Genomic DNA, 10,689 nt, shown 5'->3' on the forward strand with positions numbered 1-10,689 from the left:
GGCTATCGCGTCCTGCGTTTCTGGAATCATCAGGTACTGGCGGAAACGCAGGACGCGATAGCCTCGACTCTCCAGATAATGCTCACGTTTCTGGTCGTATTCCGTCTGCTGCTGGTGTTGGCCACCGTCCAGTTCGATGACCAGCCAACGTTCGGTGCAGATGAAGTCGACGATATAGGGGCCAATGGGTTTCTGCCGTTTGAACTTCAGGCCTAGGAAACGGTGAGCACGCAGGTAATACCAGAGCCGTTGCTCGGCATCGGTCATCTCGTGCCTAAGGCGTTTGGCGTTGTCGAGTAAGGTCATGGTTCCTCCTTGAACCTTGTTTGCCCTCTCCCCCAGCCCCTCTCCCGCAAGCGGGAGAGGGGAGCAGAACGGCGCGCGACTTAAGCTACATGCGATCAGCCCCCTCTCCCATTTATGGGAGAGGGTTGGGGAGAGGGTCGCTTTCAACGCCCTCTCACCACCAGCGAAGACGGCGCGCTTCCCAGCGCCTGCCAACTCGGCCGGTACATGGACTCCACCTGAGGAGGCGGCACGCGATAGCTGCCGGGCGTCACGGCGCGAGCCAGATACAGCAGATGGGTGGTGCCGTAGCCTTCCACATCCACCGCCGCCACGTAGCGATCACCGCGATATTCCTGATGCTTGATCCGCGCGTTCTGCATCGACTGGCGCCACTCCTTGACGTTGCTACCGGCGTCATCAAGGCTCGCTGCGCTTTGCGCGAGGTTCTGGTTCTCCAGCTCCAGGCCGGCCGGCAGCAGGTCCACCACCAGAGCATCCGGTACGCGCTGCTTGGCCCGCACGGCCAGGTGCACCAGCACCAGTTCGCCGCTGTCCAGGCGCTGCAGATCAAGCGGACGGCCATCCATGCCGAGGTACTCGCGCTCGATGCTGAGGTTCTCGCCACCGGCGCGCGGCGCCTGAGTCGGGTAACCGGACAGGGTCAGCTGCTGATACAGCGTGCTGCTGCCGGCATTGCTCACACTCAGCGGCTCGGCCAGTTCACCGCGCTCCAGCTTGATGCCAGGCTGCTGGTTGCTCAGCTCGAACTGGAAGGCGCCGCTGGCAAGCGCAGCGCTCCAGGCTTGCTCCGGATTGCCGAGAATGCCGCGCCCGGCGAGGAACAGCGAGTTGCGCTCCTGGGTCGACAGCCAGCGCTGACCGGCCAGCTCATCGGCCAGGTTGAACAGCCGCTGCTCGCGCTGCCCGGCCGCCAGGTCGTGCTCTTCCAGCAGGGCGAGAATCAGCGCCTGGTCACGCAATGGGCTGCCGTAGTCGGCCATCCAGCGTTCGCCATCGCGCGGCTGGATCAGCCCCTGGCTCAGCGCCTGCTCGGCACGTGGCGCATCGCCCATCAGCTTCAGCGCAGCAGCCAGCTGTACCAGCGGCAGGCCGGAGCGCGCATCATTGCGGCGGTCGAACAGGCTACGCAGCGCCCCCAGCGGCGCCTGCTGGCTGCGCGCCAGAACGTAGCCGGCGTACGCCTGCACGGCGAAGCGGGTGTGGGCGAAGTCCTGGCTGTAGCTGGCCTCGATCAGGCTGCTCTGCTGCAAATAGCGCAGCAGGCGATCATTGGCCTTTTTCAGCGCCTCGGCCGGTACGCCGAAGCCCTGCTCGCGGGCGCGCAGGAGGAAGTCGGTGACATAGGCGGTGAGCCAGTATTCCTCTTCGCTCTCAGCGCTCCACAGGCCGAAGCCGCCGCTGTAGCGCTGCATGCCGAGCAGGCGCTCGATGCCCAGCTCGATGCTCTTGCGCCGCTGTTCGTCCGGCTCGCCCTCCAGGCCGAGCTTTTTCAGGCTGGCGGCGTCGGCGTAGAGCGACGGATACAGGCCACTGGTGGTCTGTTCCAGGCAGCCGTAGGGATACGCCTTGAGCGCACGAATCTGCTCACCGAGGTTCAGCGGCGGCCGGCTCGACAGGGCCAACACGGCCTCCAGCCCGGCAGGCTCGAACTGGTTGAGGGTGCCAGCCGGCATGCTCCAGGGCTCGCCTTCTCCCAGAACGGCGCGGAAGTGTTGCAGTTGCGCCGGGTAAGCCGGGCGAATGCCCAGCGTCCATTCGCGGCTGAAGTCGCCCAGCGCCTCGTTCGGCAGTGCCAGGCCCTGCACCTCGACATGGATACGGCCCTGGCCCAGGCCGCCTTCGGCGCGCACCGGAATGCGCAAGGTGGTGCGTTGGCCATCCTTCAGGCTGATCGGCGAGTCCCCCTTGCCGAGCAGACGCAGCTGACCTTCGACGCCCAGTTGCACGTCGAGTTGCTGCTCGGCACCGGACAGGTTGGTCAGGTCCAGCGCCAGGGTGGTTTCGTCCCCCCCGGCGAGGAAGCGCGGCATCGACAGCTCGGCGATCAGCGGCGCGGCCACCACTGTCTTGGCCTCGGCCATACCGAAGCGCTCGTCGGTCCAGGCCTGCGCCATCAGACGCAGCTCGCCATTGAAATCGGGGATATCCAGGCTGACTTCGCCTTCACCCTTGTCGTTCAGCTTCAGTGCATCGCTCTGCAGCGCGACGATCAGCACGCTGGTATCCGGGCGCTTGCCACCGGCAGCGAGACCGGCGTCACCGCCGAAAGCCAGGCTGGCGACGCGCCCCTGGGCTTCGATCAGTTGGCCGTAGATATCCAGCTGGTCCGCGCCATAGGCCTTGCGCCCGAAGAAGTTGGCGAAAGGGTCGGGCGTGGCGTAACTGGTGATGTTGAGGATGCCCACGTCCACCGCGGCGACCAGCACATGCACCTTCTCGGGAATGCTGCCGTCGGCGTTACGCGCGCTGACCTTGACCTTCAGCGGCTGCTTGGGCCGCATCTTTTCCGGCGCTTCCAGGCTCAGCGCCAGCTTGCGCGGGGCGCGCTCCAGCGGCAGGTGCAGCAGGCCAACGGCGCGCTTCGGGGTGACCTGCGCCTTGCGCTCACCCGGACGCACCACCAGGGCACTGAGGTAGAGATCGTGGCGTGCCCATTTCTTGTCGATGGGCAGTTCGAAAGTCTTGCCCTCGGCCGGTACGCTGATTTCCTCCCACCACAGTGGTCCCTCGCTGGACTCGACCAGCAGGTAGCCGTTGCCGGCAGCCGGCGGGGTGACGGTGATTTTGGCCACATCGCCAGCGGAATAAGCGGGTTTATCCAGCGCCAGCTTGACCTGGTCCGGGCGCACCGCGCCGCCGTCGGCGTTGTCCTGCCAGCGGTAGCCTGCCCAAAAGCGCAGGCTGCTGACCAGGCCGGTCTGGTTGTCCACCACCTCGACCCGATACGGGCCCCACTCCACCGGGAAGCTGACCTTGGCGGTGCCGCCCGCGGCGACCTTCAGCGGCTCGTCGCTGAGGGTGAGGAACTTCTCGTTGTAGTTATGGCGCCAGCCCTCACCGTCGGAGAAGCTCCAGAAGTAGTCGCGGCGCTCGCGCACCAGGCGCACGTTGAGGTTGTCGGCCGCCAGCTTGTTGCCGGCGGCGTCGGCCACCAGGATTTCGAATTCGGCCAGGCTGTCGGCGTCGACTTCCTCGCCCTCGAACAGGCCACGCAGGCCCGGCAGGCGCTCGGCCGGCCATACCGGCTGGACGATGCGGCGAGTGATCGGACGGCCACCGGACTCCTGCAGGCTGGCCTGGAGGATCAGACGCAGCGGCGACTTGGCGTCGCCCCAGCGGTTCTCCGGGCGCAGCATGGCGCGGCCCTGGTCGTCGAGATTCTGCTCGTCGAGTTCCTGATCCTGGCTCAGGTCGGCTTCGGTGACGTCGCCGAACTGATAGCCCGGCAGGCTCGCCACCGCCTCACGCAGCGGGCGCACGTAGAGTTGCCCGGTCAGGCGATTGCCTGCGGCCGGCGCACCGTAGAGGTAACGCCCGGTCACCGCGAATTCGGCGCTGTCGCCCGGCGCGTAGGGCTGGTCCTGGCCCTTGAGCTCCAGGGCCATGCGCTCGGGCAGAAAGTCCTCGACGAGGAATTCATAGAGCTGCGGGCTGCCATCGCCCAGGTCGAGCAACAACTGCCAGCGACCGGTCGGCGCCTCTTCGGCCAGCGGCAGCTGGTACTGGTAAAGACCGTCATCACCCGCATTCCAGACGAACTTGCGGCTGATCTGCTCGTCCGGACGGCGCACCTCGACGCTGACCGGCTGAGCCTTGACCGGGCTACCGTCGGCATCGCGCAGCAAGCCATTGAGCAGCACGGTCTCGCCGGGGCGATACAGATCACGCGGGCCGAACACGAAGAACTGCAGGGCATGCGCCTTGGGGCCGGCGATATCGAACTCGGCCAGGTCCAGCGCCGGGATGTTCAGGCGCAGCAGGCTGGTTTGTTCGTCCTGCTTGGCCAGCAGCACCTGGGCCTTGGCCGGCAGCGGCAGTTGCGCATGGCCAGCCGAATCAGTCTTGCCTTCGGCGAGCAGTGCGCCGTCGCCATCGAGCAGTTCCAGCTGCACCCCGGACTGCGCCTTGCCACCTTCCAGTGCCTGAGTGAACACATCCAGACGGTCACGATAGCGATGCGCGGAGAGGCCGATATCGCTCAGGGAAAACAGCGTTGCCGGCTGCGAATAGCTGTAACTACCAGCCTCACGCATCACGGCCAGATAGACGCCAGGCTGCTTGAACGGCTCCAGCCCGGCGATGGGCAGCAGCAGGGTCTCGCGGGTGTTGCGCGCCGGGTTCAGGTCGAAGCGGCCGCCATAGACCAGCTCGGCCATCGGCAGCAGCTCGCGCGCCTCCCAGGTATCCAGATTGCTGGCGCGGCCCCAGCGCGAGAGGAAATTCGGCAACGCCTCGGGCTTGATGCGGAAGAACTCGACATTGACCTTGTCGACGTTCAGCGCGATCACCGGCAGGCCTTCGGCCAGACGGGTCGGCAGCAGCGAGCCACGGCTGGCGAAACCGACGCTGGCCTGCAAATCGCGAGTCTCGAAGCGGCTGACATGCTCGGCAGCGAGCTTGCCGCCATTGATCGACTTGAGGCCGGCATCAATGGTCAGTACCAGTTTGCGCTGCGGCTCCAGGTGGCGCAGGCGCAGCTCGCTGAGGTTGTCGGTCAGCTCCCAGGCGCCATCGACCTTGCCAGAGACGCTATCGACCAGATGCAGGCGTTCGGCGAAGGGCTGGTCGGGGTCCAGCGGAATGGAGAAGGTCACCGACAGCGCACTGGCACCATCGAGCTGTACTTCGGAGACGTCGACCACCTCCAGCTCGCGCCCGGCGTAACGCTCGGCCAGCGCCTCGCGGTTGACCGCAGGCTTCGGCGCCTGTGGTTGTTGCGCGGCAGGAGCAGCGGGGGTCACCGTGGCAGGGGGTTCAGAAGAATCACAGGCGCTGAGCAGGGTCAGCGCCAAGGCCAGAAGCAGTCCTTTGTTCGGCATTGCGGGCTCCGGAATCAGGGGGGCGCAGAGGCCGACAACTATAGCCGAGGCGCCCTGAAGGCGACGAGTCATCCCGACGAATTCGCCAAACTACTCACACTCCTGGGGCCGCGCCGGCGCTGTGCCTATAATCGGCGTTTTGCCGGAGCTGCTCATGTCCGCCCTGCTCGATGCCTGGCGCCACGCCCCAACCCAGCGCAAGGTCTGGGCGCTGGCGGCGCCGATGATTCTCTCCAACCTCTCGGTGCCCATGGTGGCGCTGGTCGATACCGCCGTGGTCGGCCACCTGCCGCATGCTCACCAGCTCGCTGCGGTCGCAGTCGGCGGCAGCCTCTATACCCTGCTCACCTGGGCCATGGGTTTTCTGCGCATGGGCAGCACCGGTTTCGCCGCCCAGGCCGCAGGCCGCGAGGACGGCGGCGCCTTGCGCCAGGTGCTGGTGCAGGGGCTCGGCCTGGGCGTGTTCCTGGCGCTGCTCCTGGGTTTGCTGGCCGTGCCCTTCAGCAGCGCGGCGCTGAGTCTGATGCAGCCGTCGGCCGAACTGGACCAACTGGCGCGCCAGTACTTCCAGATTCGCCTGTTCGGCCTGCCCGCCAGCCTGGCAACCTACGCGTTGATCGGCTGGCTGCTGGGCACACAAAGCGCCCGTGGCCCGCTGGCCATTCTGCTCACCGCCAACCTGATCAACGTGTCGCTGGATCTGCTGTTCGTGCTCGGCCTCGAATGGGGCGTGGCCGGCGCGGCCTGGGCTTCGGTGATCGCCGAATGGAGCGGCGCCCTGCTCGGGCTGTGGCTGGCCCGCGGAGCACTGGCTCGCTATCCAGGCCAACTCGACGGCAGCGCGCTGAAAAGCTGGAGCAACTGGCGCCCGCTGCTGGTGGTCAACCGCGACATCTTCATCCGCACCCTGGCACTGCAGCTGGTGTTCTTCCTCATCACCGTACAAGGCACGCGCCTGGGCGATGCCACGGTGGCGGCCAATGCCCTGCTGCTCAATGGCCTGACCCTGACTGCCTATGCCCTGGACGGCCTGGCACATGCCGTCGAAGCCCTGTGCGGCCATGCCCTGGGAGCGCGAGATCGCGATGCGCTACGCCGCTCGCTATTGGTCGCCGGCACCTGGTCGCTGCTGGCCAGCGCCGGCTTTGCGCTGTTCTTCCTGCTCGGCGGGCACTGGTTCGTCGGCATGCTCACGAACATTGCCGAGGTCCGCGAACTGGCCCTGAACTTCCTGCCCTACCTGGCGCTGCTGCCTCTGCTGGCGGTGTGGAGCTATCTGCTCGACGGCCTGTTCATCGGCGCTACTCGTGCCCGGGAAATGCGCGACGCCATGCTCATCGCCCTGGCGTTGACGCTGCCGCTGGGCTGGTGGCTGCAAAGCCTGGGCAACCACGGGCTGTGGTTGGCATTTCTGGCATTTATGGGGCTGCGCAGCCTGGTGTTGGCTGGCTATGCTTGGCAATTGAGCCGTCGCGACCTGTGGTTCCCTTCCCCTGAATTAGCAGGCCGTTGAAAAACGTAGGCGAGGCAGGTAAGACAAGGCAAAAACGGCCGAAAAAGCGCAGTTTACAGGTGTAAATGAGCATTTTGAGGCCGTTTTTAACGCAGTATTGCCAACGTAGGTAGTTTTTCAACCGCCTGCTAGGAGAGATCGCTCATGCTCAGCGTGCCAGTTCCGTCGAATGAAGCCGAACGCCAGCAGGCACTCGATCGCCTCGAGCTACTCGACACGCCTGCCGATCCCTATCTCGATACCCTGACTCGCCTGGCCCACGACCTGTTCCAGGTGAAGATGGCGCTGATCACGCTGGTCGACCGCGACCGTCAGTGGTTCAAGAGCCGCCAGGGGCTGGACGCCGCGGAAACGCCGCGCAGCCTGTCCTACTGCTCGCAGGCGGTACTGCACGACGAGCCGCTGATCGTCGAGGACAGCCAGGTGGACAAGCGTTTTGCCGGCAGCGAGCTGGCGCGCAATGCCCCGGATGTGCGCTTCTATGCCGGCTGGCCGCTGCACGATGCCGACGGCATGCCATTGGGCACCCTGTGCCTGGCGGACCCGAAGCCACGCCAATTCGGCCACCAGGATCGATTCAAGCTGCGCGACCTGGCCTACCTCACCGAACACTACCTGCACCTGCTGCACTGCTCGCAGCAGGCCAGCGACCTGCGCGACGCCCTCAGCCGCGAGCAGCGCAAGGGCATGCTCGATGCCCTGACCCAACTGTGGAACCGCGCCGGGCTGTTGCACTTCCTGCCGCTGGAGCAGGCCGCAGCCGAGCACAACCAGCGGCGCCTGGGCCTGATCTATTGCGATCTTGACCACTTCAAACAGGTCAACGACAAACATGGCCACGATGGCGGTGATCATGTCCTGTGGGAAAGTGCGCGACGCATGAGTGCCGCGGTACGCCCACAGGATGTGGTCACACGCAATGGCGGCGAGGAGTTCGTCATCCTTACCCAGGTGCATGACGAGCGAGAGCTATTGCAGATTGCCGAACGCATCCGCCTGGCCATAGCCAGCCAGCCGATGCAGCTGGAAAATGCCGAGCTTGAGCAGACCGTCAGCCTCGGCTGCACGCTGCTCGGCGTAGGCGAGAGCGCCATGGACGCACTAAAACGTGCCGATCAGGCACTGTACCGGGCCAAGCACGGCGGTCGCAACCGCAGTGAGCTCGCCCCCAGCGCCCACTGAAGGGAAGCAAACATGGCCGCCGCGTTCGTCGCCTATCTGCACTACCTGTCGATCTTCGCCCTGTTCGCCCTGCTGAGCATCGAGCACGTGCTGTTCAAGGCGCCGCTGGATCTGTCGCGGGCACGCAGCCTGATGATCGCCGACCTGGCTTACGGCATCTGCGCCGGCCTGGTGCTGATCACCGGCATCGCCCGCGTGCTGTGGTTCGGCAAGGGCGCGGCCTACTACATGGGCAACAGCCTGTTCCATGCCAAGCTCGGCCTGTTCATCCTGGTCGGCTTGCTGTCGATCCTGCCTACCCTGGTGTCCATCAAGTGGCGTAGCGCTGTGAAGGCCGGCCAGGTGCCGACGCCAAGCGCACGGCAGGTGCGCCTGGTAACCTGGAGCATTCGCATCGAGCTAATGCTGTTGCTGGCGATCCCGCTGCTGGCAACGCTGATGGCACGTGGCTATGGCGTCATTGGCTGAACCGAGAGACGCAAAGCTTCGCCGCTAAAGCGCCTCCCACAGAGCAGCAGCGTAGCCCGGAGGCCGCCTATGAAGACAGGTAGGACGAGCGGGTCAGCCCCAGGCGCAGCGCATCGAGGAACTGGGTGCGCTCACGGGCGCTGATCCTGGCGCTGGCTACCTTGTCGCGGTAGTGGGTCATCAGCTCCTCGGGCGACAGGTGCACATAGCGCAGCATGTCCTCGATGGTGTCGTGAGTCTCGATACCGGCGTGCACCACGCTGCCGTCGGCGGCCTGGTAGATGTTCACCGAGTCGGTGTCGCCGAACAGGTTGTGCATGTCGCCGAGAATCTCCTGGTAGGCACCGACCAGGAAGATGCCCAGCACGTAGTCCTCGCCCTCGCGAATCTCGTGCACCGGCAGGCTGGTCTCGATGGACTGCTCGTCGACGTACTGACGGATCTTGCCGTCGGAGTCGCAGGTCAGGTCCTGCAGCACGGCGCGGCGCAGCGGTTCCTCGTCCAGGCGCGACAGCGGCAGGATCGGCAGGATCTGGCCGATGGCCCAGGTGTCCGGCAGGCTCTGGAACACCGAGAAGTTGCAGATGTATTTGTCGGCGAGCTTGTCGTTGAGTTCGTCGAGCACGGCACGGTGCGAACGCTGACGGGCCTTGAGCTGGTTGTGCAGGCGACGGCAGATGGCGAAGTAGCACTGTTCGGCAAGCGCCTTCTGCGCCAGGCTCAATTTGCCGGCCGAATACTGCGCGGCCACTTCCTCGATGTAGTGGGTGGCCCGCCAGTAGGTCTCGGCGACCATTTCCGGGTCGCTGTCGTCGAGCAACTGGATCAGCCAGTGCAGCACTTCCGGCTGTTCCACGCTCGGGTCGATCTCCGGCACCTTGTCGTTGTGCCGCTCGACGTCGGTCACCTGCACCAGCAGCACGGCGTGGTGCGCGGTCATCGCCCGGCCGCTCTCGGAGAAGATGTGCGGATGGGGGATTTCCTGGCGGTCGCAGAACTCCTTGAGCATGTCGACCACGGCATCGGCGTAGTCCTGCATGTCGTAGTTGATCGAGCTGGCGTTGCGCGAATGCGTGCCGTCGTAGTCCACGCCCAGGCCACCGCCGACATCGATGTGATCGACCGGCAGGCCCATGGCACGCAACTCGCCGTAATAGCGGATGGCCTCACGGAAGCCCTTGCGGTAGTCGGCGATGTTGGCGATCTGCGAACCCATATGAAAATGCAGCAGGCGAATGCCCTGATCCAGCCCGGCGGCGCGGAAGCGCTCAACCACCTGCAGGATCTGCGCGGCGGACAGGCCGAACTTGGATTTCTCGCCGCCGGTGTCGGCCCACTTGGAGGATGCCAGCGAGGACAGGCGCACGCGCAGGCCGATCTGCGGCGCGACCTTGAGCTCGGCCGCTTCCTCGATCACCAGGGCGACTTCCGACTCCTTTTCGATGACGATGAACACGTTGTGACCGAGCTTCTGCCCCATCAGCGCCAGGCGGATGAACTCGCGGTCCTTGTAGCCATTGCAGACGATGGTACCGCCCTTCGGTGCCAGTGCCAGCACGGCCAGCAGCTCGGGCTTGGAGCCGGCTTCCAGGCCGATGGAGACGTTCTGCGTGGCGATGATGTTCTCGATCACCGCCTCCTGCTGGTTGACCTTGATCGGGTACAGCGCGGTATAGCGGCTCTGGTATTCCAGGCGCTCGATACTGGCGTCGAAGGCGCCGGTCAGGCGGCGCACGCGGTCCTGCAGGATGTCCGGGAAACGCACCAGCAGCGGCAGCGACAGGCCGCTCTGGCGCAGCTCGTCGACCTGCTGATAGAGGTCGATGGGCTGGCTGTCCGGACCGTTGGGGCGCACTTCGATACGTCCGGCATCGTTGATCGAGAAGTAACCGGCGCCCCAATGGCGAATGCCATAGACACTGCGGCTATCGGCTACGGTCCATTGGCTGCCGTCGTCTTTGCGGGTGCGTCGTGCGGACATCGGGTTCTCCCATGAGAAAAGCCTGACCTTGCTGGCGGCCAGTTTAGAAATGATGAAGCAAGATGACGTTTGCTCGGCGGTTGACCGCATGAGCGTCATCGAAGTTTAGAAAACGGGGCGTCAGCCGCCGGACTTCTTCGCGGTAAACCCGCGGTTGCTCAACTCGGCGAGCAGCAGTTCGACGTGGTCACCCTGAA

General features: G+C 65.2%; 6 protein-coding genes and 1 pseudogene. 3 read left to right on the forward strand and 4 right to left on the reverse strand.

Features of this window, described 5'->3' with window-relative positions:
- Both B3P22_RS23435 and B3P22_RS23440 read right to left on the reverse strand, forming a co-directional pair.
- Positions 1–306 (reverse strand): endonuclease domain-containing protein (locus B3P22_RS23435; RefSeq protein ID WP_296272830.1); only part of this gene is annotated, 306 nt, incomplete at its 3' end.
- 143 nt (positions 307–449) lie between these two features.
- Positions 450–5,348 (reverse strand): alpha-2-macroglobulin family protein, encoded by a 4,899-nt coding sequence (locus B3P22_RS23440; protein ID WP_296272832.1) that lies wholly within the window; start codon positions 5,346–5,348, stop codon positions 450–452.
- 154 nt (positions 5,349–5,502) lie between these two features.
- On the opposite strand from B3P22_RS23440, the gene B3P22_RS23445 reads away from it, so the two are divergent.
- The 3 genes from B3P22_RS23445 (at position 5,503) to B3P22_RS23455 (ending at position 8,511) form a co-directional block, all read left to right on the forward strand.
- Positions 5,503–6,861, forward strand: coding sequence for an MATE family efflux transporter (locus B3P22_RS23445; protein ID WP_296272834.1), 1,359 nt, complete (start codon positions 5,503–5,505; stop codon positions 6,859–6,861).
- Positions 6,862–7,005: 144 nt separating this feature from the next.
- Positions 7,006–8,043 carry a sensor domain-containing diguanylate cyclase gene (locus tag B3P22_RS23450; RefSeq protein WP_296272836.1) on the forward strand — a complete coding sequence of 346 codons (1,038 nt, stop codon included), beginning with the start codon at positions 7,006–7,008 and terminating at the stop codon, positions 8,041–8,043.
- Positions 8,044–8,055: 12 nt separating this feature from the next.
- Positions 8,056–8,511, forward strand: coding sequence for a DUF2214 family protein (locus B3P22_RS23455; RefSeq protein WP_296272838.1), 456 nt, complete (start codon positions 8,056–8,058; stop codon positions 8,509–8,511).
- A gap of 67 nt (positions 8,512–8,578) precedes the next feature.
- Here the strand turns inward: B3P22_RS23455 and speA are convergent, their stop codons facing one another.
- Together speA and B3P22_RS23465 are read right to left on the reverse strand one after the other, a co-directional pair.
- Positions 8,579–10,492, reverse strand: coding sequence for an arginine decarboxylase (speA, locus tag B3P22_RS23460; protein ID WP_296272839.1), 1,914 nt, complete (start codon positions 10,490–10,492; stop codon positions 8,579–8,581).
- A 120-nt stretch (positions 10,493–10,612) separates the two neighbouring features.
- Positions 10,613–10,689: pseudogene (locus B3P22_RS23465) on the reverse strand (stress response translation initiation inhibitor YciH); the annotation flags it as partial.

Origin of the sequence: Pseudomonas sp. UBA6323, from assembly GCF_002439135.1 — a bacterium.
GTDB lineage: Bacteria > Pseudomonadota > Gammaproteobacteria > Pseudomonadales > Pseudomonadaceae > Aquipseudomonas.